The sequence below is a fragment of the Desulfatibacillum aliphaticivorans DSM 15576 genome (genome assembly GCF_000429905.1).
Classification (GTDB): Bacteria; Desulfobacterota; Desulfobacteria; order Desulfobacterales; family Desulfatibacillaceae; genus Desulfatibacillum; species Desulfatibacillum aliphaticivorans.
This window is the reverse complement of sequence record NZ_AUCT01000019.1, coordinates 113,244-137,458: the sequence shown is the minus strand read 5'-3', so window position 1 is coordinate 137,458 and position 24,215 is coordinate 113,244. Positions and strand designations below refer to the sequence as shown.

The 24,215-nt window shown below is 55.1% G+C and carries 16 protein-coding genes; 5 read left to right on the top strand and 11 right to left on the bottom strand.

Annotated elements, in window-relative coordinates:
• Nucleotides 1–3: 3 nt before the first annotated feature.
• The 4 genes from ahbD to G491_RS31240 all read right to left on the bottom strand — a co-directional run bounded on the left by ahbD (nt 4) and on the right by G491_RS31240 (nt 5,531).
• Entirely contained in the window at nt 4–1,125 is a 1,122-nt protein-coding gene (gene ahbD / locus G491_RS0116900; protein ID WP_015948593.1) for a heme b synthase, read from the bottom strand.
• The gene (gene hemB, locus G491_RS0116895) at nt 1,122–2,099 is read right to left on the bottom strand and encodes a porphobilinogen synthase (RefSeq protein ID WP_015948594.1); all 978 of its coding nucleotides are present in this window, start codon (nt 2,097–2,099) and stop codon (nt 1,122–1,124) included. The genes ahbD and hemB overlap by 4 nt, the downstream gene beginning before the upstream one ends.
• Nucleotides 2,100–2,422: 323 nt before the next feature.
• Nucleotides 2,423–3,607 (bottom strand): 12,18-didecarboxysiroheme deacetylase, encoded by a 1,185-nt coding sequence (gene ahbC, locus G491_RS0116885; RefSeq protein WP_015948595.1) that lies wholly within the window; start codon nt 3,605–3,607, stop codon nt 2,423–2,425.
• A gap of 142 nt (nt 3,608–3,749) precedes the next feature.
• Complete coding sequence (locus G491_RS31240) at nt 3,750–5,531, bottom strand: AAA family ATPase (protein WP_015948596.1); 1,782 nt, start codon at nt 5,529–5,531, stop codon at nt 3,750–3,752.
• A gap of 315 nt (nt 5,532–5,846) precedes the next feature.
• Here G491_RS31240 and G491_RS0116875 point away from each other — a divergent pair, with 315 nt between their 5' ends.
• The 4 genes from G491_RS0116875 to G491_RS0116860 all read left to right on the top strand — a co-directional run bounded on the left by G491_RS0116875 (nt 5,847) and on the right by G491_RS0116860 (nt 14,011).
• Nucleotides 5,847–7,352, top strand: a complete 1,506-nt coding sequence (locus G491_RS0116875; RefSeq protein ID WP_028315425.1) for a tetratricopeptide repeat protein — start codon at nt 5,847–5,849, stop codon at nt 7,350–7,352.
• A gap of 74 nt (nt 7,353–7,426) precedes the next feature.
• Entirely contained in the window at nt 7,427–11,509 is a 4,083-nt protein-coding gene (locus G491_RS0116870; protein WP_028315424.1) for an O-antigen ligase family protein, read from the top strand.
• A gap of 29 nt (nt 11,510–11,538) precedes the next feature.
• Nucleotides 11,539–12,771, top strand: a complete 1,233-nt coding sequence (locus tag G491_RS0116865) for a glycosyltransferase family 4 protein (RefSeq protein WP_028315423.1) — start codon at nt 11,539–11,541, stop codon at nt 12,769–12,771.
• Nucleotides 12,772–12,835: 64 nt separating this feature from the next.
• A complete protein-coding gene (locus G491_RS0116860; protein ID WP_028315422.1) occupies nt 12,836–14,011 on the top strand; it encodes an acetyl-CoA C-acetyltransferase in 1,176 nt (391 codons plus the stop codon).
• A 223-nt stretch (nt 14,012–14,234) separates the two neighbouring features.
• On the opposite strand, the gene G491_RS31235 is transcribed toward G491_RS0116860, so the two are convergent.
• Together G491_RS31235 and G491_RS0116845 are read right to left on the bottom strand one after the other, a co-directional pair.
• A complete protein-coding gene (locus G491_RS31235) occupies nt 14,235–15,212 on the bottom strand; it encodes a DUF3089 domain-containing protein (RefSeq protein ID WP_051327331.1) in 978 nt (325 codons plus the stop codon).
• A gap of 568 nt (nt 15,213–15,780) precedes the next feature.
• Nucleotides 15,781–17,154: a dihydrolipoyl dehydrogenase family protein gene (locus G491_RS0116845; protein WP_028315420.1), complete on the bottom strand. Its 1,374-nt coding sequence runs from the start codon at nt 17,152–17,154 to the stop codon at nt 15,781–15,783.
• Between the two features lie 157 nt (nt 17,155–17,311).
• On the opposite strand from G491_RS0116845, the gene G491_RS0116840 reads away from it, so the two are divergent.
• Nucleotides 17,312–18,160: a 3-hydroxybutyryl-CoA dehydrogenase gene (locus G491_RS0116840; protein WP_015948605.1), complete on the top strand. Its 849-nt coding sequence runs from the start codon at nt 17,312–17,314 to the stop codon at nt 18,158–18,160.
• A 97-nt stretch (nt 18,161–18,257) separates the two neighbouring features.
• Here G491_RS0116840 and G491_RS31230 read toward each other — a convergent pair whose 3' ends face one another.
• The 5 genes from G491_RS31230 to G491_RS0116820 form a co-directional block, all read right to left on the bottom strand.
• Nucleotides 18,258–19,043, bottom strand: coding sequence for a DUF362 domain-containing protein (locus tag G491_RS31230; RefSeq protein ID WP_169829458.1), 786 nt, complete (start codon nt 19,041–19,043; stop codon nt 18,258–18,260).
• 165 nt (nt 19,044–19,208) lie between these two features.
• Nucleotides 19,209–20,168, bottom strand: a complete 960-nt coding sequence (locus G491_RS31225) for an NAD-dependent epimerase/dehydratase family protein (RefSeq protein ID WP_035219190.1) — start codon at nt 20,166–20,168, stop codon at nt 19,209–19,211.
• Nucleotides 20,169–20,268: 100 nt separating this feature from the next.
• Nucleotides 20,269–21,630, bottom strand: a complete 1,362-nt coding sequence (locus G491_RS0116830) for a phenylacetate--CoA ligase family protein (protein ID WP_028315419.1) — start codon at nt 21,628–21,630, stop codon at nt 20,269–20,271.
• Between the two features lie 50 nt (nt 21,631–21,680).
• The gene (locus tag G491_RS0116825; protein WP_028315418.1) at nt 21,681–22,904 is read right to left on the bottom strand and encodes a thiolase family protein; all 1,224 of its coding nucleotides are present in this window, start codon (nt 22,902–22,904) and stop codon (nt 21,681–21,683) included.
• 375 nt (nt 22,905–23,279) lie between these two features.
• Complete coding sequence (locus G491_RS0116820; RefSeq protein WP_028315417.1) at nt 23,280–24,182, bottom strand: MerR family transcriptional regulator; 903 nt, start codon at nt 24,180–24,182, stop codon at nt 23,280–23,282.
• Nucleotides 24,183–24,215 lie beyond the last annotated feature (33 nt).

Genomic DNA, 24,215 nt, shown 5'->3' with positions numbered 1-24,215 from the left:
TGATTATCCGGCGCCGGTCGGATCGTAGCTGCACAAAGGTTCGGGCGCCATATAGTCGCCGGTGGCCTCATAGGCCCTGGCCCGGCATCCGCCGCAAACCTTGCGGTATTGGCACTCACCGCACTTGCCCTTTAATTTGTCAAAGTCGCGCAAATCTTTAAAAACCTGGGAATTTTTCCAAACCTCGGCGAAGCTCGCCTTGGTGATGTCCCCGCACTCCACGGCCAGAAAGCCGCAGGGCTGCACAATGCCCGTGTGGGAAATAAAGCAAAAACCCGTTCCGGCCAGGCATCCCCGGGTGACGGCGTCCAGGCCGTGGGTCTGAAAGGTGACGGTCTCCCCGTCCTCTTTGGCGCGCTGGCGCAAAATCCGGTAATAATGGGGCGCGCAGGTGGCCTTAAGCTGAAGCGGGGTTTTATTGCGTTGATCGTAAAACCAGTTCAACGTGGTTTCGTATTCTTCGGCGTTGATTTCCTGATCCAGGATGTATTTGCCCCGGCCCGTGGGCACGAGCAAAAAGATGTGGTGCGCCACGGCGCCCAGATCCACGGCCAGTTGCTGGATTTCCTGTATCTGATCCAGGTTCTGCTGGGTGATGGTGGTGTTGACCTGAAAATCGATTCCCGCGCGTTTGGCGCACTCAATGCCCCGGAGGGCGGCGTCAAAGGCGCCGTCCACGCCCCGGAATTTGTCATGGATTTCCTTGGTGGCGCCGTCCAGGCTGATGCTGATGCGGCTGATGCCGGCCTCGGCCATTTTTTTGGCGTTTTCGTCGTTGACCAGGGTTCCGTTGGGGGCCATGACCATTTTCAGGCCTTTTTCCGTGCCGTATTTGGCCACTTCAAAGATGTCCGGCCGAAGCAAAGGCTCGCCGCCCGTAAGGATTACAATGGGCTGGCCCACTTCGGCGATGCCGTCCAGCAGGTTAAAGCAAGCCTGGGTGTCCAATTCTCCGGGGTAAGGGCCTTTTTCGGCCGCCGCCCTGCAGTGGACGCAGGAAAGGTTGCAATTCCGGGTGATTTCCCAGGCCACCAAACGCGGGGGGGCGGGCATGCCGTCCTTGGCGGGTTGTCCATGTCCGTGGCCGTGGGGATGCCCCTGGCCTTTTCCGTGGGGATGGTTCATCCTTTATTCAAAACCTCCGCTGCTTCCATGGCGAAATAAGTCAAAATCATGTCGGCCCCGGCCCTTCTGATGGACGTAAGAGCCTCCATCATGGCCTTGGTTCCGTCCAGCCAGCCCATTTTTGCAGCCGCCTTGATCATGGAATACTCGCCGCTTACGTTGTAGGCCGCGATGGGCAGGTCTATCTCGTTGGCCACCTGGGAGATGACGTCCAGGTAAGGCAGGGCGGGCTTGACCATGATGATGTCCGCGCCTTCCTCCACATCCATGGTGACTTCCCGGATGGCTTCCCGGATGTTGGCCGGGTCCATCTGATAGGTGCGGCGGTCTCCGAACTTGGGCGCGGAATGGGCGGCTTCGCGGAAAGGCCCGTAAAACGAGGAGCAATACTTGGCCGCATAGCTCATGATGGGCGTTTCGTAAAAGCCTTCCTCGTCCAAAAGGCCGCGGATTTCCGCCACCCTGCCGTCCATCATGTCGGACGGAGCGACCATGTCGGCGCCGGCCTTCACATGGGAAAGGGCGGTCCGCGCCAGCAGGTCCAGGGAGGAATCGTTGTCGATCACGCCTTTCTCCACCACGCCGCAATGGCCGTGGTCCGTGTATTGGCACAGGCAGACGTCCGTAATGACAACCAGCTCCGGAACCTTGTTCTTGATTTCCGACACGGCCTTTTGCACGATGCCGTTTTTGGCGTAGGCCTGAGTGCCCAGGGGGTCCTTTTTATCGGGAATGCCGAACACAATCACCGCCGGAATGCCCGCGTCAAAAGCCTCTTTGGAGGCTTTGACCATGTTGTCCACGGAGTAATGATACACCCCGGGCAGGGCGTCGATGGGCTCGGCCACGTTCTTGCCGGATACGGCGAACAATGGATATATAAGGTTGTCGGTTGTCAGGCGCGTTTCGCGCACCATGCGTCTGAGGCCTTCACTGGCCCGCACCCTGCGTCCCCTGTAGTCAGGAAAAAGCATGATTTCTCCTTTATATTATTCATTTTCCGGCTTTTCCATCTTTACCGGCGCCTATTCCAAAACGACGCTGGGTCCCCGTTTCCGGGATTGCGTCATGATGATTGCATACTGCCGCAACCATCCCGCCGCCCCCTCCACGGGGATGACGGAGAGCAACGGCTCATTTCGCGCTTGCCTTGAAAGACCGTCATTCCCGCAAGGGCGATCCGCTTTTTCAGGAACGCCCGCAAGCGGGAACCCAGCGTCTTTGTTTTTTGAACGCCTCAAGGCTCGTCCGCTTGCTTGAATGCAACTTGTTTTTTATGTCAGTCCGCCGGGGCAAATCAGGCGATGCCGATTTCCTCGTCCGTCAGGTAGCAGGCCGGGTCCGGCGCCCACACGTCGTCATAAACTGCTTCGGCGCGAACGCGGAAATTGCCTGCGCAGATGTCCAGCCACTTGCATTTTGCGCAACGTCCCGTAACGTATTCTTTTTTCTTTTTCAGCTTTTGCAGGAACTCGTCCTCGGGATCGGTCCATATTTGGGAGAACGGTTTTTCCAGCACATTGCCGAAAGTATGGTGCCGCCAGAATTGATCTGCATGCACCTGGCCGTCCCAGCTTACGCAGCCGATTCCCCGGCCCGAGTTGTTGCCTTCGTTCATCTCAAGCAGTTCCAGAACCTCGGCGGCCCGCTTTTCGTCTTCCTTGAGCATACGCAGGTACACGTAAGGCCCGTCCGCGTGGTTGTCCACGGTCAGAACTTCGGTGGGCTTGCCCCTGTCGTGCAGGCTTTTGGTGCGGTCCATGATGAGGTCCACCACCTGGCGGGTTTGATCCAGGCTCAGGTCTTCCTCGACCATTTTGGAGCCGCGGCCCGAGTAGACCAGATGATAAAAGCAGATCCTGGGGATTTGCCGCTCTTCCAGCAGGTCGAATATAGCAGGAATTTCCGAGGTGTTGGCCTTGTTGATGGTAAACCTAAGACCTACCTTGATGCCTGCGTTCCGGGCGTTTTCAATGCCTTCCAGGGCTTGTTTAAAAGCGCCTTTCACGCCCCGGAACTTATCGTGCACCGCTTCCATGCCGTCCAGGCTGACGCCCACATAGGAGAGGCCCACCGCTTTCAGGGTCTGGGCCATTTCCCTGGTAATCAGGGTGCCGTTGGTGGAGATGACCGCGCGCATGCCGTTTTGCACCGCGAAATCGGCCAGCTCGGGCAGGTCCTCCCGCATCAGGGGCTCGCCGCCGGAAAACAGCATAACCGGGCTGCCGAATTCGGCCAGATCCTTAATAAGCTCTTTGCCCTGTTCGGTGGTCATTTCCACGGGCGCCTTGCCGGCGGTTGCATGGGCGTAACAATGCACGCACTTCAAATTGCAACGGCGGGTGGCGTTCCAGACGACCACGGGTTTTTTATCAATGGAAAATTGAAGCAGATGGGAAGGCAGTTTGCCGCTGTGCCTTGCGTAGCGCAGGGTGTCCGAAGGCTCTACAGTCCCGCAATATAATTTGGAAATTCCTATCATGACGTATTGATTCTCCACAAATTTATTGGCCGGCCGGAGCGGCTGCGCCGTCCCGGCCGGTAAAATTATACAATAACTCACGAATGGGTGACTTGCCAAGGGCAAAGATTGCCTTGCGCGGGGCTGTCAAACCGTTTCCGCTTTAAGAGGCGGGATCGGCTTCCCCAGGCTCCCCTGGCAGGGAGGGAGTTAAAGACCGCCTGATCAGATCAGCCAGGAAAGGCTCGGGATTGGCGATAGCGTCCCGTCCCAGCAGAAAATGGTCTCTGCCCGTCTTTTCCCTGGCCAGCTTAAGGCCGTGTTCAAAATCCGAAACCAGCCGCGGGAAGAAACCGTCCACCCCGGTTTTAACCTGGCTGTAGTTGTAAATCACATAATCCACGGCGTCGTCGTCCAGGGTTATGTTAATTCCCTGCTCCTGGAAAAAACGCAGTTCCAGCTTTTTGGTGCGGTTATAATCCCTGGAAATCTGCTCCAAAACGTTCTTGATGTCCGTGGGGGCGTGGCAATAAAAAGCCGCTATCAGATCGATCCGGGACGGCGTCAGCTTCAGGCTGTACCGCTCCGACAGGCTGGATTTGTTATTGCTGATGTACTCGAAAACGGCGTTCTTTTCTTCATTGGCCACCCGCCTGAAAAGCTCGGCCCATTTGGGGTCGCCCCGCAGGGCAAGTCTTTCCTCCAGGGCTTTTTCCGGGTTCCGGACCACTTCTTCGGTCACGGAGAACTCCTTGATATCCGTGGAGGGCAGGCGCTTTTCAAACACAAGCAGGGCGTTTTCAATGGCGCTGACCAAGCCGCGGGCGCCCGTCCGTTGCTCGTATGCTTTTTGCGCCAGGGCTTTCAAGGCGTTGTCCGTAAACCGGATGTCTATACCGTAAGCGCCGAAATCCAGCTTTTTGCCGATGATCAAGGGATTGTTGGGATTTCGTAAAATCGTATAAAGATCCTCGGCCGCCAGGGTTTCCAGGACCGTAATGACAGGAAGGCGGCCTACGAATTCCGATTCAAACCCGTACTTGATAAGGTCTTCGGACTTCACGTGGCGGAGGTACTTGAAATCCTCCTTCTGGCTGGAGATCTTGGCCGAGAATCCCATGCCTTTTTCGTTCATCCTTTTTTTGATGATCTCGCCCAGGTCCCCAAACGCGCCGCTCATGATGAACAGAATGTTCTTGGTGTTAATGCGGGATGCATCGCGCTGCCCGGTCCTGCGGAACCGCTCCAATTCCTGAATCATGGAAACCGGATCGTGCGGAACTTTCAGTTCCACCTCGGTTTCCTCCATGGGCTTGAGCAAAGCCCTTTGCACGCCCGTGCGCGAGACGTCCGCGCCCATCATGTTGTGTGCAGCGGCGATCTTGTCGATCTCGTCTATATAAATGATGCCGTACTGGGCCAGTTCCACGTCGTCGTCAGCTTCCCGAACCAGGTCGCGGACCAGATCCTCCACGTCGCCGCCCACGTATCCGGTCTCGGAAAACTTGGTGGCGTCGCCCTTGACGAAAGGCACTCCGATTTTTTTGGCGATGAGCTTGATCAAGTAAGTCTTGCCCACGCCGGTGGGGCCAAGCAACAGCACGTTATTCTTAATGCTGCCAATAAGATCCGGGCCTTTTTTGTCTGATTCCATGGCCCGCCGCACCCTGTTGTAATGGGTGCAGATTTTGGTGGAGAGGACGGCCTTGGCCCTATCCTGCTTGACAATATACTGATCCAGGTAAGAGATTAATTCTTCAGGTTTGAGGTTGAAATTGAGCTTGGAGCCTTCCTTGGGGGGATTGTCCACGTCCTCGCCTTCGGTTTCCGGCAAGGCCAGGGGGGAAATTATTTTTACCTTATCCCCGAAACGCTGAGACAAAAAATCCGACAATTCGCGCTCCACATCTTCGGGTTGGGGTTGCTTTTCATTTTTGGTGCTCATGGGGTCTCCGTTACTGCGGTGGTTGTAGACTGTTTTGCGGCGTCGCCGCTGCATTGAGTAAAACATAAGGCCTCTTGCGCCGGGCGCAAGGGGGAGGGGGCAAATCAAACATATTAACAATGGATTAGAACCCTTTGCGGCCTGATGCACGTCGCGTATTTTCTTGCCGGATGACAACAGGCCCCCTGCCTGATCAAGCGGCAATGACAGGCAAGTCCCCATATTTCCTCATGCGAAGCGCCCTTTGGTCAACAGGATCATTGCATGCCATGCTTTTTTCGGGTAATCTGCCCCGCACGGAATAAGGCTTTATTTATGACAATCTTCAACAAATGGTATACAGGGCTGGCTTTGGCGCTGATAGGCGTCGCCGGCGTGCTTGCGGGAACCGCCGATTACGGCCCGGGCATGAGCCCGGACTCCACTTCGTATGTGGAGTGCGCCAGGCATTTGCTGGACGGCGAAGGATTTCATACAGGCTGGGGTTTGTATGTCAGGTGGCCTCCCCTCTTCCCAATTCTTCTCGCCGGATTGGGGTTGTTGGGTTTGGATGTGATGGACGTCTTCCGCTTTTTTAACGCCGCCTGCTTTGGCCTGATTATTTACTTCGTCCATCGCCTGTTCGCCAAAGATTTAAAATTTCCGTACCTGGTTTTTACAGGGGCGGTGACGGTCCTCCTTTTTGAGCCTCTCTTAAAAACCTCCATGATGGTCCTTTCCGAGCCCTTATACACCTTGTTAACCGTCTTTTTTGTCATGAGCATTCATGCTTATACAAAAACGCAGACATACAGCCAGGCCGCCTGGACGGGATTTATTACAGGCATGGCCGCTCTGACCCGGTATTACGGGGTGTCGCTCATCCTGTGCGGCGGACTGATTATCTTGTTAAGCTCCCGCGAACTGCACTGGAAATCCGTGGTGAAACGCGCCGGAGCATTCGGGCTGATCGCCTCGCTTCCTTTGGGGGCCTGGCTCCTTCGTAATTTTTTGCAGACCGGCAGCCTTGCAGGGCCGCGCGGAACCAACCCATACGGTTTTGTGGAAATTATTGAAATTTTGTCCAGATCCCTTACCGGATTCATTATGCCCCAGGCTGTTCCGCCGGCGTTTCGTTTGCTAATTTGCGCAGCAGCATTGTTTGCGTTCCTGTTCTTGTTCAAACGATTTTCCGATTCGGCCGAAAAAGAATGGACCCTGGCTAAAACCATGGCCGTTACGGTCCTGGTCTGCACAGGATTTTTGCTGTACAGCTACCTGACCACCTGGCTGGACCCCACCGCAGACCGATATCTGGCCCCTGTGCAGTTTGCAGCGGTCTTTCTGGCCCTTTATTTCGTGGACAGCCTGATTGGCGCGGCGCCGGAAATCCATCAGGCGGGGAAGCTGGCCGCCCCGGTTGTATTGGTTTTGTGCACCTTATGGATGGGGGGGCTGTCTTTGCATGTCATTTCCCGCTCCGGCGAGGTGATAGACAACCCGGAAAAAAACCTGGCATGGATGGAGGTTACGTCCAACATGCACCCCTCGGCCTCTCTTTTAACGACCAAAGGCAACGCCTTGCTGGACCTGGGCGAGTTTTCAAAGGCCGCAGAATCCTTTGAGCAAGCCGCAAAGCTGAGCCGGGCTCCCGGCCCGGCCTGGATTGCGGCGGGCAAAGCCGCCATAAGAGCTGAAGACTACCTTATGGCGGTCCGCATGCTGGAAAACGCCAAGGAATTCGACCCAGTCGCCGGGGAAGCCGAAGAATTGCTTTCCCAGTTGCCTCCCGGGGTCTGCGGGAGTATACAAGACCCTGTCTCCGGCCATGATAGCCCTTGATTTTGCTCCGTATCTTTGAATACTATGGTAAGTTCTTAATCCTATTGGCTGCACACAGAAAACAAAGAGGAACTATGTCCGGCTTAACTGCTTCAAGCGACGCCCCCGACTCCGCCCCGCAACTTTCGGCCTTAGGCCGTTTTTGCGCAGGGGCCATGGAAGCCCTTGTCCTTGTGATGGCGATGGCGGTCCCCCTTCATTTTAACGTGCTGTCCCAGCATATTTTTGAAAACCACAAATACGCCATGTTCAGGGCGGGAGCCTTCGTCCTGGCCGGCCTGTGGATGGTCTATATGGCGGACAGGGGCAAAGCCCGAAAGAGGTCCCTGGGGGCTCCGAAAGGGCTGATGCGGCCGGTCTTCTTGTATACCCTGGCTCTGATTCTTTCCTGTGTGTTTTCCATTGGCCACACCCTAAGCTTCTGGGGGGAGATTTTCAGGCATGAAGGCCTGATTTCCCAATTATCCCTCATCGGCGTCTTTTTGGTCATCATCGCCTTTTTCAGGTCGCACCTTCAGGTGGAAAGGGTGGTCACGGTGCTGATCTTCACCAGCCTGCCCATTTCATTATACGCCCTGGCCCAGCACTACGGCCCGGACCCCATGCCCTGGAAAGGAAACGTGGGCGTCCGATGCGTATCGACCCTTGGCAACGCCGTCTTCTTGGGGGCCTTTGAGGTAATGGTCTTTTTTCCGACCCTGGCGCGGATTTTCGCCAGCCTTCGGGAAGAGGAGGAATCCAACGCTGGTTTGTGGAAGGCTTCCATATACTCCATGATCGCTTCCCTTCAACTGCTTTCCACGTTTCATTCAAAAAGCCGCGGTCCGATCCTGGGCCTCATGGCCGGATTGATTTTTTTCGCGGTTATCTGGGCGCGGACGTTAAGAGGACCGGGAATCAAAGTCTGGGCGAAAGACGTCTTAAAGCTGGCGTCCTGCCTCTTGGTTGGCGTAGGCGTGGGCATGTTTATGGCCCTTATGATGAAATTTTTGGCCGACAAAAGCGCCGTGTTCGCGGCAACCTATCTGATCTGGCCGATTGCGGCGGTCATAGGCTGCGCAGGATTGTTTTTCAGCGCCAAAGAAAGTAAGTCGTCCTTAATCAATCTGGCGATTCTCTGTATTTTATTGGCCTTGGGCGTCGGCTTTTGCTCCCATGGCATTCACTTTGTCACTCTGGAGCATCCCCAGATTGTGCAGGACAACGAAGAGCCGGAGGCGGAGGAAAGCAACGTCTGGCAAACGGTGCGCCGGCAAGGCTCCATGGAAACCCGTGTGGCCGTCTGGGAAGGCTACATCGACATTTTCTTCTCGTCCCAGCCCCTGTTAGAGGTTTCCTCCATAGAAAACCGGGAAGCGAAAAAGATTCCTTTCGGCTATTTGCGGCCTGTTTTCGGGTTTGGACAGGAAACCGTGGGAACCGCCTTTCGCCAGCGCTATCCGTTGCGCCTGCTTAAAAAGCTGCCGCCCTCCGAAACCGCGGACAGGGCGCATAACGACATGATGAGCCGCCTGGCCGCCACGGGCGTGTTCGGCCTGGCCGCGTATTTATGGCTGCTGGGCGCTATTATGGTTCATGGGTTGTCCGCCGCCGGATATTCCATGGTCAAAAAACAGCGGCGGAAGTTCGCCTTGTTTTTTGTTTCAGGCGGCGTGCTTGGAACCACGATTTTTCTGTTTTTCGGGTACGATCTGCTTGTTTTGCTCGCCAAAATGTTAGGAATGGGAGGCGGCCACATCGCCAGGTTGGAATCGGAGACCGCTTACGCCTGCGTAGGCGCCCATGTAGGGGTCCTGACCGGAGTGTTGGCGTATTGCGCTTTTACCAAGGGCCGCACAAGTAAAAAGCCGGACATGGCCAACCCCTTGGCCTGGACCGCCGTCGGCCTGTTTTGCGCCTTGGTTTCCCACATTACGGAAATCGCCGTGTCCTTCCCCTTTTCCTCCACGGCCATGTTGTTCTGGACCTTTTCCGGATTGATGGTCGCTATCGCCGTGCGCCGGCTAAGCATGCGCAAGCCGTTGGCGCCAGCGGAGGAGCCGGCGCCTCAGCCGAAAAACAGCAAAGGGCGGCAAAGCAGCCAGGAGCCCAAGCCTGCCGCCGCCGCGCCCAGAAATATGCTGGTGCTTGCCGTTTTATGCGGGGTGGTTATCTCGCTCATAGCCTATTCGTTTTTGGGGCACCAATGGTCCATCGTCCAGCAAACCCGTTCAGGCCCTGTGCTTAAAATGCCCGAATTCGACGCAGTGCCCGGCATGGGCCTGCTGCGTTCGGTCAAGACCAACCCCGTCGAATACAACGAGCAAAAAAGCATGGTATTCGGCGGGCTGATGATTTTGCCGTTGATTGTTTTTTTCGTTCTGATTTTTTGCGGGAGCCGGGAGAATCCCGACAAGCTCAAGTGGGGCGAGTGGCCGCCTCTGCTCATTGGAGCGGGCGGGCTGACGGCGCTTTCCGCCATCCTGGTCATCATTCTTCATTCTTCCAGCCTGATGAAGGGCGTCATTCCCCTGACCGGAGATCCGGGCCGGGTTCTTCAGGAAGTTGTCAACCAAACCCATTGGGTGGCCTCGCGCATCTGGATTCAGTATTTATGGATGCTCGGCATCGCCTTTATTCTGGGCTGGCTGTTGATGCAGAAAAAGGATGAGGACGCTCCCAAGGTCCTGGTTCCGCCTCGCGCCATTGTCACCGCCTTAGCCGTCACTGTCATTACGGCGGCGGCTGTCATGTACGTTTGCGTGCGGCCCGTCATCGCCGACGTATATGCCGCCCGGGCCCAGCAATGGGGATCCGGCGGCGCTTCCCCGCCCCTGAACACGAAAATGGGGTCGGAGCGATTTCTGCGTTTAATCGGCGTGGCGCATTCCCTTGGCGCTGTCAAGGAGGCCTCATTCCTGACATCCAACCACACGGATCTGGCCTCCGACGCTGCGATTCTGGCTCAGCACACTCCAACCACGGGGTCTTTTTTCAAGGACGGCGAGCCCGATTTCGATTCCTTGAAGATCAGGGAGTTGCCCGAACTCAACCGGGAAGAGGTCAGGGAAATGGGCAAATGGGCGCTGGTTAATTGCTTCTCCATCAATCCCAGCGATCCGCAAAACGCCATGAACCTGGCGAGGCTGTACGCCCAATGGGCGCATCCGGATAAAACCAGAAAGCTGGACCCGGATAAAGCGGCATTGGCGGCGGATTGGTACAATATGGCCAGAAGCATGGCCTCCACCAATTCCTATTATGAAACAGAAATCGCCCGGTTTTATTATCAGACCCTGCGCGACCTGGACAGCGCCAGGGAATACCTGGAACGCTCGCTGGAACTGGATGACAGAAAACTGCCCACGTACCTGCTTATGGCCGACGTCCGCATGAACCAATTGGCTAAAACGTGCGGCCCCGCCCTAAGAAGCGCCATGACGCTCCATCAGGGCAGAGACATCCAGCCCTCGCCCGAGTGCCAAAAGGGATTGGACGAAGTTGCAGCCCTCATGGAAAAGGCGTTGACGGTCCGCCCGGACAGCGCCGAGGGACTAATCAAGCTGGCGGGGGTTTTCATCAACGCCCGCAAGCCCCAAAAAGCCGTGGAAGCCCTGGAAAAAGGCTTCGTGGTTGAGCCCATGAACGCTGACTTTATGAAACAGCTCGTTTTTATTTGCAAAAAGGAAAATGACATTTCCCTGGGACAAAACCTTTTTGATAAGATTGAAAAGGAACATCCCGATAAAAAGGCTGTGATCCTGGCCTCCGCGGCATTTTATCTGCAAACAAATCAGCGCGAAAAGGTTGTTCCGACCATTGAAAGAGCCTTGGACTCGGAAGATCCTCGTCCGGATATGTGGCGTGAAGCAGCCAAGCTGTACGGCATCATGGGGGATTTTGAAAAAGCCGCCGAATGCATTGAAGAGGCCTTGAAAAAGCAAGGGCGCAAGGCCATGAATTGGATGGTGGCAGCCGGCGTTTACGAGCAGTTGAAAGATTATAAAAAAGCAGCCTATTCACTGGAAAGAAGCGCCCATTTGACGCGCAACAAGCAATACGCCATTTCCTTGTTCATGCGTTCCGCGGAAATGTGGAAGCAGGCCGGTGTTCCGGCCCGGGCAAGGGACATTGAAAGACTTGTGGAAAACATCAAAAAGCGGCCTGACGATTCCTGATCTTCAAGTGCGCGCCCTGGAGAACCGACATGCGGATATTATATTTAAGCCAGTATTTCCCGCCTGAGAACGGGGCCACCCAGGTCAGGTCATTTGAAATGGCCAGCCGCCTGGTCAAGCAGGGCCACGAAGTTACGGTCATCGCCAATGTACCCAACCATCCTGAGGGAGTCATCCATCCGGAGTTCAAAAACGTTTGGTATAAAAAGGACGAATTGGAAGGCATTGACGTCCGGTACGTAAAGGTGGCTGCTTTCAGGGAAAAGAGCTTTAAAAAGCGCATCATCTTTTACCTGACCTATATGTTCACGGCCGCCCTGGCCGGGCTTCTGGCGTGCCGCAAAAAGTATGATTGCATATACGCCACTTCGCCGCCTTTGTTCGTGGGCGGAGCGGCCGTAATTCTCAAATGGGCAAAAAAAATACCCATGTATTTCGAGGTGCGCGATCCATGGCCCCAGGCCGCGGTGGAGTTGGGTCTTGTCCAGTCGGGCATGGCAATCAAAATGGCCACCCTGCTCGAGGAGACATGCTACCGCAACGCGGAGAAAGTCGTGGTGGTCACGGAGACGGTCCGCGACATGCTTTTAAAGCGCAACGTGCCCCCGGAAAAGATGATTGTCATTCCCAACGGCGCCACGGTGGAGAGTTTTTACTGGACCCAGGAGGGAAGGGATCAGGTCCGGAAAAATCTGGGCATGGAGGACAGCTTTATTGTTCTGCACGCCGGCAATATGGGCGTGGCCCAGGACCTGCACACCATATTGAACGCCGCCAAATTGATGGAAGACGAGCCCAGGTATCAATTCCTCATGGTAGGGACCGGGCCTGTGGAAAAGGAACTGCGGGACCGGGCCAAGGAGCTCAAACTGAAAAACCTGCATTTTCTGGGATATAAGCCCAGGCCGGAAATGCCCCCCATCTTCTCAGCTTGCGATGCCGCTGCAGTGACATCAAAGGCCCTGGATGTGTTCAAAAGTATGAAACCGGTAAAAATGTATGACTCATGGGCTTGCCAAGTCCCCGTCTTACTGGGTATGGAAGGGGAGTCCAAAGACCTTGTGCAGGCCGTGAACGGCGGAGTGTGCTATACTCCGGAAAACCCGGAGGACATGGTCCGGGCAATCAGGGAAATGGACGCCCTGGGTTTTGAAACCCGCAAAGCCATGGGTGAAAAACTCAGGCAGTATGTGATAGACAATTATTCCCGGGCGTCTCAGGCTCGGGTGTTGGAGCAGGTGCTTTTAGGCCGCCTGCCATAGGAAAAAGCCCTTCCGGCCGAACCTTATCCGGTTGGAATTTAACTTAATCATTGGGAGACTACTCATGAAAAAAGCAGTCATCGTAAGTGCAGCGCGAACCCCGTTGGGCGCGTTCAACGGAAGCCTTGCCAATATCGGCGCTACGGACCTGGGCGCAATCGTTATAGAAGAAGCCATTAAAAGAGCCAAGATCGACAAGGAAGTGGTCAACGAAGTCATTATGGGGCAGGTGCTTCCTTTGGGATACGGCCAGAACCCGGCCAAGCAAGCGGCCGTCAAGGCCGGCATGCCCTGGGCGGCGGAATGCTTCACCATCAACAAGGTGTGCGGCTCCGCTCTTAAAGCGGTTATGCTGGCCGCTCAGGCCATCGCCCTGGGCGACGCCGACGTGGTGGTTGCAGGCGGCATGGAAAATATGAGCGCCGCCCCCTATTACCTGCCCAAAGCCCGCTTTGGATATCGCATGGGCCCGGGCAAGCTGGAAGACAGCATGATCCACGACGGCCTGTGGGACATCGTAAACGACTTCCATATGGGCATTTCCAACGAACTTTGCTGTGAAAAATACGACGTCACCCGCGAAGACCAGGACAAATACGCCGCGGAAACCTACCGCAGGGCCATGGAAAGCATCAAGTCCGGCCGTTTCAAGGACGAAATTGTGCCCGTGCCCATCCCCCAGCGCAAGGGCGATCCCAAAATTTTCGATACGGACGAATGCCCCCAGGAAACTTCCTTTGAAATCCTGTCCAAAATGAAGCCTGCCTTTCAAAAGGACGGACTGGGCACTGCGGGCAACGCTTCCATCATTAGCGACGGCGCGGCAGCCGTGGTTGTCATGTCCGAAGAAAAAGCCAAGGAGCTTGGCTGCGAAATCATGGCGGAAATCGGCGCCCAGGCTTCTTACGGCATTGACATGAAATACGTGCTGGTGGCCCCCATCTGGGCCGTGCCCAAGGCTTTGGACAAAGAAGGCATCAAGATTGAGGACGTGGATCTGTTCGAGATCAACGAGGCGTTCTCCGGCTCCACGGTCTGCGTCATGAAGGAATTGGGCCTGGACCCGGAAAAAACCAACGTAAACGGCGGCAGCGTGGCCATGGGCCATCCCATCGGCGCCAGCGGTTGCCGGGTTTTGATCACCCTGATTCACGAAATGATCAAACGCGACAGCAAAACCGGCTGCGCCTCCCTGTGCCTGGGCGGCGGCGAGGCCGTGGCCCTGGTGGTCAAAAGATAGTTTTTGTTTTTTGAGTTATTATAGGGGCGGGAGATTTTCTCCCGCCCCTTTTTTTTCGGCAATTGATGCTGCAGCTAACCTTGGAATCCGTCCAGCACCAATGCGCAACTTCAGTTAGTCAAATAAGCAAAGACGTCCCCAGAAGTCCACCGTCCAGAAGTCCACACGCAGGGAGTAGTATTTTTTCTATCCCTGTTTGGGAGACATCCCAAGAATTATCCACCTATTTGCCGCGGGACAAATATGCTTTTATCCGGTGTTCCAGGTTGACCTTCAGGTTTTGATAAAACAGCGCATAATCATAGTTGTGATAGACGCCCGGACCAAAAGGCATGCTGGTGAGATTGCTTGCGTCCTTGGGGCTTACCACCAGCCCGCCCTCAACTGCCTGGGCGCCTGTGAAACCGGGCTCCATGTTCATTTTGCCATTGTCGGCGAAGATAGCCGCGCCCAGGTTTTGATCAGCCGCTATGGCCGCGCCGTCCGGATTCCAACTGAGCGGGTTGACCACCACCGCGCCTGGAAGAATTGTGGGGGCTGCTTTCTGTTTTCCGGCGGCCACGCAGTTATAGGTGATAATGCAGCCCGTGTCTCGGTCTGAAGCGCATATCTGCATATAAGGATGATTTTCAAGGTCTTGCCTGGTGATGGACCAGCCTATGATATAGGCCGCCACCAGCTTGCTTCTTAGAACGGGGTCGTTGAGCCGTTTTTTTATGAGCTTTGACAATTGATCCGACCCTTGGCTGTGCCCGGCCAGAATAAGCGGCCTGCCTTGGTTCAGGTTTTTCAGATAATAGTCAAAAGCCTTTTCAATGTCTTTATAACCTATGTCCAGATATTTCTCCTGATCCTGCACGGACATTTTCAATACTGCCATTTGAACCTGGCGGTACATGGGGGCGAAAATATTGGCCGCATCCGCGAAAACCGAGGCTTGGGTTGTGAGGGTGCGCATGGCCGCTTCACGCATTTGGGGGTCATCAATGGCCGCCACCAAGGGCCTGCCCTGATAAACCGTAGGGTAGACCCAAAAGACGTCCACCTCTTTATTGGGGGCGCCGGCTAACGCCAGCCAGTTCTGCTTTTGGGAATAATCAGGAGAGGGATCTTCCGCCAGGGCGGGCAGTGAACAGAGCGGTCCCAACAAAAGGAAGACGGTAAGAATAAGGAAGAACTTGTTTTTTATGAAACTTTTCATAGTGATGGGAAATACCTCGCTTTCAGTATATTGAAAATGTATTGTTCAAAAACCAATTAGGGCGCCTGGAAAAGGCGGGTTGGGAGACCCAGCCCCTACGCGGGCGCAGCAAGCGGCGCCCAATACAGGCAGGAAAAAGGGCAGGCCAAAGGGCAGGCCAAAGGCGCCATTCAGGCCGATTAAGTCCGTCATCCCCGCGCAGGCGGGGACCCAGTGTCATTGTTGTTTTTAAAAGCCAGGGACGCTGGATTCCCGACAGGGACATTCGGGAATGGCGATCCCCCCCATCCTGACCTTCCCCCGCCAGTGGGGAAGGGACTTTATAGGATGCCGCTTCGCGGCTGCAATTTGTTGGGTTTCGCAAGCTCAACCCAACCTACGATAGCGGAGTATCCCTTAACAATTCAGGGCTTTGGGGGCTCCGGATATATAAACACTCTGGTTTTTACGCGAAGCGCCATTTTAAAAGTTTTGATCCAACTTTTTCAAAAGTTGGCCGCCGGAGGCAGCATTTAATCAGTTCGCCTCCGGAGGCATTTTTTTTGTAAAATACTCTCCCGCCCCCTTTTTATTCAATCAGGGGCTTGAGCATATACACCACATCGCTCTCCCGGGAGGGGTAAGGGGTCATGAGGCTTTCGGCATGCAAATCCTCGGCGGAAACGCCGTGCATCATGGCCGTTCTCAGCAGGTTCAACAGTCCGGACGCGTTATCCGATAAAATGTGAGCGCCCAGGATCATATTGTTTTCGTCCACCAAAATCTTATAGGCGGCGTGCTTCATGCCCACGCGCCTGTAGGTTGGCCAACCGACATGCTTGCCGAAGCTCTTGTAATATTTTAGGCCCTCCTTTTTCAGGGCGTCTTCCGTCTTGCCCACCATGCCGTATTGGGGATAGGTGAACAACAAAAACGGCACGGTGTCGTAAACCATGGCCTGGGCTTTGCCGGCGCCTTTTCTATCCGCAATGATATTGTTTGCGCACACGGCGGCTTCCTTGTCCGCCACCCGGGCCAATTGGATGGTTGCAGCGCAATCGCCCACGGCGAAGATCCTGGGGTTTGAAGTCCGCATGGACGCATCCACCTTGATTCCCCTGCGCTCGAATTCCACCCCGGCTTTTTCCAGGTCCAGGCCCGATATATCCGGGCTGCGGCCTGCTCCGTGAACCACCAGGTCCGCTTGAAAATCCCCCTGGTTTTCCGTAAGCACCTTGAATCCGTCGCCCTGCTTGACGATGGAAGTGATTTTCACGCCGGTCCGAATGTCTATGCCGGCGTCCCGAGAGGCTTCCGTCAGAAGCTCCACCATTTCCGAATCAAAGGGCCCCAGAGGCCTTGGTCCGGCTTCCAAAATTGTGACCGTTCCGTCTTTCGGCCCCAGCCCGGCGCAAAAATGGGCGCATTCAAAGGATATGAAGCCGCCGCCCACAAAGAGTATTTTCTCAGGCAGTTCTTTCAGACCCAGAAAATCCGTGCTGGTGATCATGTTTTCGGCCCCGTCAATGGGCAGAGGCATGGGCTCCGCGCCCGAGGCTATTATGAACCATTTGGCGTGGACGGTTCCCCCGTTCACCACCAGGGTTTCCTTGTCCTGAAATCTGGCTTCTCCTGGGATGAAGTCGATGTCCACCCCTTGCAGGCCGTTGACGGCGTTGTCCGGAATTTTGGATGTAAAGGCGTTTTTTTGGGCAAGGACGTCCTCCCACGACCATTCAGGAGGCTGCGTGATTCCCAGGCCTTGCAGATGTTTTGCTTTGGAAACCGCCTCGGCGGTCTCGTAGAACCATTTTTTCGCCTGGCAGCCATACAGGGCGCAGGTTCCCCCGGGCGTAGGGCTTTTTTCAATGACTGCGACTTTGAAGCCTTGCTCCTCCAAAGCATAGGCAGCCGTTTGCCCTGCCGTTCCCGATCCTATGACCACCACATCGTATGATTTCATAACTTCCTCCCGCCTTATGAATCCTCAGCCCGCTGACAGTTTGGGAATTGTTGGAATTTCGCCCGTCTCAAAGACTTGCGCAAGACCTAAAAAAGTAGTAGGTTCCCAAATGTTTTTCACGAGCCAATTTACCTAATTAGTTTAACAGGAGGAGAATATGGACGTCAAAACTTTCGGTGTTATAGGATCGGGCCAGATGGGCAACGGCATCGCCCAGGTAGCCGCAACCAGCGGCCTGAATGTAATCATGAGCGACATCTCCCTGGATTTCGCTAAAAAAGGCCTTGCAAATATTGAAAAAATCCTTTCCAAAAACGTGGAAAAGGGCAAAATTTCCGCTGAGGATAAGGACGCCATCCTGGGCAGGATCACCATTACGGAAGACCTCAAGGACATGGCCAAGGCCGACTTTGTGGTGGAAGCCGCCACGGAGCGCGAAGACCTTAAGTTCAAGATCTTCCGGGATCTGGACGAAATCTGCGGACCGGACGCCATCCTGTCCACCAACACGTCTTCCATTCCCATCGGCCGGATAGCCGCCCAGACCAAAAGGCCGGAAAAAGTCATCGGCATGCATTTCATGAATCCCGTGCCGGTCATGAAGCTGGTGGAAGTCATCCGCGGCATCGCCACGTCGGACGAAACCTTTAAGCTGACCTGGGATTTGAGCGAAAAATTCGGCAAGACCCCCGCCGAAGCCGCCGACTACCCCGGATTCATCGCCAACCGCATTCTTCTGCCCATGATCAACGAAGCGGTGTACTGCCTGTATCACGGCGTTGGAACCCGCGAAGACATCGATACGGTCATGAAGCTGGGCATGAACCATCCCATGGGCCCCCTGGCGCTGGCGGACCTTATTGGCCTGGACACCTGCCTGGCCATCATGGAAACCCTGTACGAAGGGTTTAAAGACTCCAAGTACCGCCCCTGCCCGCTTCTGAGAAAATACGTGGAAGCCGGCTGGCTTGGCAGAAAAACCAAAAAAGGTTTCTACGACTATTAAAAATGCACAAGGGGAAAGCCTCCCCCCACGGCGGCTTTCCCCCTGTCTTTCCCCCTACTAACACCCTCCATTTTCCGGGTTTCCCCGGAAAACCTTTTCAGCCTTTTTTCTTTCCCTGGCCCCAATCCACGTAGGATTCCACGCGACCTTCCATGGCGTCCTTGTAATTGGCGTTTTCAATGCTCAGGGTGACGGCCCCGTTGGGGCAGTAGCGCGTACACCTGCCGCAGGCCCTGCAGGCGTCGCTGTGAACCGCAATGCCGTCTTTAATGCTGATGGCGTCGAAGATGCATGTTTCCACGCATGTTCCGCATCCCTGGCACACTTCGGGGTTGACCGTAATCTTTACTCCTTCCAAGGGAACCATCATTTCGTTGATCTGCTCTCCTGCATGGCGGTAATAGCCCATCATGCAGCAGCAATGGCAGCAGAAGCACACGGAAAGGAGTTCATCCCGGTCGGGAATTAAAAAGGCGAAATTGTCCACGCGCACCTTGCCGGCCATGGGCACCAGGCCGTCGGCCACAGCCTTTTCAACGTGTTCGTGAGCTTCTTCCTTGCTGATTTCCTTGCTGATCTGGGGCGGCATGCCAAGCGCGCTCTTCCCCATGAACATGCAGCCAATGTCGTGGGTGTGGTTTTCGCAATCCTGGGCGTTCCGGCACAGGCACTTGTTCATGCGAACGATGTGGCTGGCTTTGTCGATGAAATCATGCACCACCTGGGGCGGATATATTTCATTCACCGCCTGGCCCATTTCCTGGTTGATGTCCACCTTGATGGGCAGGTAGGTGCAGCTGTTCTTTTTGCCGCTGGTCCAGGGATGGAGCTTTTTAAGCAGGGGAACCCGCCCCACGTAATAAGCAAATTCAAGGCCTTTCATCCCCGGCCTCATAAGCCAGCGGCGCGTTACTATGCTGGAAACCACGCCGGTTCTTATATTATTCAGGATGCCCATATTTCCTCCGGTATTTTGCCTCGCTTGCAAATCCATGCGTTGGAGGCGCTTTCATGCGCCCTTTAGTCCAAAGGTTATTATTGCAGCCAGCTATGAAGCCCGCGCTCCCTTGCCGGATTTGTTTCGATTATTCAGATAATCAAGGAACGCAGCCTCGGAGCTGTACTTTGGCTCCCATCCCGTAGCCTTGCGGAATTTGTCCGTGTTCATATGGATGGAATACTCCGAAAGGCTGACCCAGCCCTGGCTCACCGTTTCCAAGTGCAAAGTAAAAGCCACGTTGGCCAAAACTTTCATCACCGGAGTAGGCAGGTCGAACAAACGGACGCCCGCCTGTTTGAAGGCCCAACGGGCCGGTATGCCGTCGCTGGCCGCTACGTTGTATACGCCCTGGAGATTCTTTTTGTAGGCGAGGTACAAGGCGTCTCCCAGATCCTGTTCGTGGATCAGCTGCAAATGGGGATGCCTTCCCAGCATGAACCCGTAAACCTTCCGGGACCAGAAATCCGAAAACATATTGTTGATATTCGGCCCCACGCCCAGGCCAACCCTTAAAACGACCAGCTTGACCTCGGGATGATCCTGGAAGTACTCGGTCACAAAGTTCTCCACCTGGACCTTGCCGTAGGAGTAGTAGCTGTCCTTGTTGCCCCGGAGCGGCTTATCTTCGGTCAGGCTTAAGTGATTGTCCGGATGCGCTCCATAAGCGGTGGCGCTGGACGTGTAAATGACCTTTTTAACGCCGTTTTTCACGCAGGCCGAAAACACGTTTTTAGAGCCGTTGATGTTGATGTCCCACGCTTCCTCTTTGTTCCGCAGCTCACCCACAATAAAGGCCATGTGGTAAACCGTGTGCACCCCTTTCAAGACCTTGTCCAGATTGGGGCTGCGAATGTCCGCCTGGACGTGCTCCAGCTTGGGGTGGCCTTTTCGTTGCGGGGTCACGTCAATGCCTATAATCCTGTCCACGGTTTCATCGGCGGCCAGTTTCGGGATTACGGTTTGTGCAAAATAGCTGTTGACTCCCGTAATTGCGACTGTTTTGCCCATGTTCCCTCCTTGGCGCCCTTTTATTTCTAACGCTTGTTATATTTAAGGGCGCAAGGCATGGCCCCTTTAGGAGGCCATGCTTATTTAACTCACCGGTATTCTAATAATTCTTTTCCAACAGTTGCGTTTTCTTGGATGCGCGTTCCAGGGTGTTGGGTTCCAGCCATTCAATGGCGGGACGGATTTTAAGCAGACTGTGCATTTTCTCGTTCACGCGTTTTTCCAGTTCCGGCAAATCGTCCTTCCGGACGTCCGCGGAGTGCTCCACCCGCAGCTTGAGGGGCGGCACCACCCTGGGAGGCGGTTCGTCCAGCACAATGCGGAAGGAGCCGGTCAGTTCTTTGGGGAAGGAGTGAATCACCCCTTCGATGGCGGCCGGATAGACGGGCACGCCTTTGACTTTCAGCATGTCGTCGGAACGGCCCACAACCTTGTAACGGAAACCGGACTTGCCGCAGGGGCAGGGCTCGGTGAACACCTGGTGGATGTCTCCCAGGGTGAAGCGCATGTCAAACCACACCGCTCCCTGGGGGTTGAGCGAGGTGCCGACCATAATGCCCTGGGCGCCGTGCTCCATGGGAATGGCGTCTCCGGTTTCCGGATCCACCAATTCGTAATAAGCCATGTCGTCGGCCAGCCAGTGCATGCCCTGATAAACCGGATGCTCGCAGGAGCAGCCGTATCCGGCGCCCGCGTCAAAGACCTGGGCGCCGTATTCCTCTTCCAGGCGATGGCGCACTTCGGGAATGCCCGCTCCTGGCTCGGCGCCCAGAATCAGTGTTTTGATGCCCAGATTCTTAATGGGAATATTCAGCACTTCCGGGCATCTTTCAATCAGATGCAAAGCCAAAGACGGAGTGCCGGTGAACACATTAACGCCGAAGAGCTGAATGAACTGCAGGATCTTTTCCGTTCCGGCCTCAGCTCCGATGGGAACCATGGTCACGCCCGGAAAATCGTAATACCATAGAATCTGGGGCGTTCCGGCCGCATGCATGGACAGGCCGAAGCACAGGCCGATGCGGTCTCCGGGCCTGACGCCCATGCGCCAGGCGGCGCGGCACATGATTTCCCTGCCGTCCACGATGCCCGGCTTGAAATTGGGATAGGGCGTGGGAATGCCTGTGGTGCCGGAGGTGGTGGTCAGCAGATACAGGTCATCCATCCTTTTCTGCCCGAACAAGTGGGTCATGAGCTTGTTCATGTCCAGGCCCACTTCCTCGATGATCCCGCGGACTTCCGGCTGGCCGGCGGGCGGGATGGCTTTGGCGAAATCTTCAAAGCTGTTGATGTCTTCGGGCTTTACACCGGCCTTGTCAAAGCGGGCGCGGTTAAAGGGCGTGTTTTCGTATTGCCATTTCAGGGCGTCCTTGAGCTTGGCAAGCTGCAATTCCTTGATTTCAGGAGTATTGAGCTTGTTCTCAATATCCATGTTCCAATACTGCCGGTCCTGATTCTCCATGTTACCCCCCTGCTAAACCGAACATTTTTAATGAAAAATATCTACAATCTTCAATTCCTGAAAATGTGCAGAGCCATGGCCGCCGCGTCCACGCCAAGAATGCCGCCGCCATTGTGCGTCATGCCGATCTTGGGGTTCTTGACCTGCCTCTTGCCGGCCTCGCCCCTGAGTTGTTTGACTACTTCGTGAATCTGCCCCAGACCGGTGGCGCCGATGGGATGTCCTTTGGAGGCCAGGCCGCCGGACGTATTCACGGGCATATCGCCGTCCACTTCCATGACGCCGCTGTCTATCCATGCGCCTGCCTCCTCGCCGGGGCAGATGCCCAATTCGATCATGGTGATGATCTCGGACGGAGAAGTGGCGTCGTGCACCTCGATGAAATCCAGGTCTTTGGGTGTGACTCCAGCCATGTCAAAGGCCCTGGGGCCCAGACGTTTGGTGAGGGTGTCCTCTTGGGCGGCCGTCAGTTTGCCGCTGCCGATGACGGATCCGGCCACCCATACGGGCTGATTCTTAAACCGGGAGGCGACCTCTTTGGAGCAGATAATGGCCGCAGCCGATCCGTCCCCGATGGGAGAGCACATCATCCGGGTGAGCGGATAGGAAACATCCCCTGATTGGAGCACCTGCTCCAGGGTGACTTCCTCCTGGTATTGGGCGTAGGGATTGTTTGCGCCGTTTTTATGGCTCTTGACGGCGATTTTTGCAAAGTGCTCCTGGGTCAGGCCGAAGCGTTGCATGTAGCCCTTGGTGTAGTAGGCGTACATGTCCATGAATATGGACTTTTTCTCCCCGGCCCCCTTGGAAAGAATCTTTTCCTTGGTCTTGTTCTGCTTCTCGTATTCCTCCAAAAACTGCTTGACCATCTCCACGTCCACGGCCGCGCCCAGGGCCGTGAAGGATTTTTTCTTATCGTAGTCGAACAGCTTTTCAAAGCCCACCACCAAAGCCACGTCGTAAAGCCCGGCGCCCACGGCCGTCCAAGCGGTATGGAAGGCGGTGGAGCTGCTTGCGCAGGCGTTTTCCACGTTATACATGGGGATGGCCTCGATTCCCATGGCCGATAAAGTGACCTGGGCGCGGATCATTTCCTGCCCGGTCATAAGCCCGGTGGCGGCGCTGCCCATGTAGGCGGCTTCTATTTGATCCTTTTCAAGCTCGGCGTCCGCCAGGGCCGCGTCCACGCACTCCGCCACCAGCTCTTTAATGCCCTTGTCAGGATACTTTCCGAATCGTGTCATGCCAACGCCGACAATAGCCACATCCCGCATGTTTCATACTCCTTAAATTTCAATTGTAATGAATTTTGACCTGTTTAAAAGGAATTCAATCAGGCGGCTGACAATGGATCTTCCAGGACCTCCTCCCGAAATCCGATTTGCATGATAGTTGACTATATAGTCAACCAAACTGTCTAGTCAAGCGCTTTTTTGCCGCAGTGCGCCATAAAAACTGAATAAATTCCCAGATAGAGTGGAAAAATGAGGATTTATAAAATAATTTTCGGACGATGGAAGTCTTAAAATTCCTAAATAAGGCAAAAAATAAGTCATGGGAAGCTACGCATAGTTAGTGAACAGTTGCAGACGAACGCCTGTGTTCGGCCGGCGTCAGGGCCGTTTTCCCCCATGAAAATGCAAAGAAAATCAGCGGGCGTCGCCGGCCACGCCGTAACGGAAAAAGTCCAGCAGACTCTGCTGGGCGCTGGCCATGCCAAAGCCTTCCTCGCAGGACTGGAGATATTGCAGGCCTTCCGCAATGCCGACGATGATGGCGGAGGTGAGCTTGGCGTCCACGTCCCGGAAAAGGCCCATTTTCATCCCCTTGATGAGATCGGTCTCTATGGGCTTGCGGATGGATGTAAAAACCCGGTTTCCCAGATCCTTGAGTTTGGGGTCCGGATCCTCCACCGCTTCCTTGCATAAAGCCAGGATGGCGCAGAACTCCTTAAGAACCGGCAAGACCGCCTTGGCGCGGAGTTGGAGTCTGACCATGGGATCCCGTTCCCGGCCGATTTCATCCCACCCGTCGGAAAACAACTCGGCGAAAATGCGAGGCACGCATTCCAGGAAAAGTTCTTTTTTGTCGGAAAAGTAAAAATAAAAAGTCCCCTTGCCTACATTCAGACGTTTGGTGATGTCGCTCACCTTGGCGCCTTTATACCCTTCCGAGCGGAAAATGGAGCAGGCCAGATCCAGGATAGCCTCCCGGGTTTTGTTCCCCTGGGCGCTTTTGGGCTTTTTTTTTGCCGTTTTCCTGGCGCCCGCGCCCCCGATGCCCTTGTTGCGGGCTGGCAGGTCGGGTGCGCCTTTCATGGCGGAGATTTTTTCCCGAATGGCGAAAAGAGGCATGCCCTGCTTTTTTGCGGCGCAAATGATTTTCAACCTTTCCAGGTGCGCTTCGTCGTAGTAGGCCATGGTTTTTCCCGTTTTCATGGGCGCGTGAAGCAGGCCTTCCTGCAGGTAAAAATGAATGGTGCGCCGGGACACCCCGGACTGCCTCTCCAACTCGGCGATGCGAAACCATTTTTTGTCATGAGAATCCGCCAAAAGAGCCTCCTGGATCGATTTTGGAATGATTTG